Source organism: Desulforhopalus sp. IMCC35007 (assembly GCF_005116575.1).
Classification (GTDB): Bacteria; Desulfobacterota; Desulfobulbia; order Desulfobulbales; family Desulfocapsaceae; genus Desulforhopalus_A.
This window is the reverse complement of the sequence record NZ_SWCN01000119.1, coordinates 1-224: the sequence shown is the minus strand read 5'-3', so window position 1 is coordinate 224 and position 224 is coordinate 1. Positions and strand designations below refer to the sequence as shown.

Below are 224 nucleotides of genomic sequence, written 5' to 3'. Positions count from 1 at the left end.
ATTGCCCTGATTTTTTTATCCTCTATCACGAAGAGAATGCAGGAAAATAATCTGTTTAAGAACTATACGATGCAGGAGGTGTTGGACGAACTCGACATTATTGAATGCTTTGAAGTGCCGGGACAGCAGCTTCAGATTGGGGAAACTACGAAACGCCAGATTGAACTTTATACTAAATTGGGTGTCACGCCACCGGCATCGTTACAATAGCCCGGGAATTTAGG

Annotated in this window: 1 pseudogene; it reads left to right on the top strand. The window is 43.3% G+C overall.

What is annotated here, in order from left to right:
* Positions 1-210 (top strand): annotated as a pseudogene (locus FCL48_RS25330) (transposase); the annotation flags it as partial.
* Between the last annotated feature and the right edge of the window lie 14 nt (positions 211-224).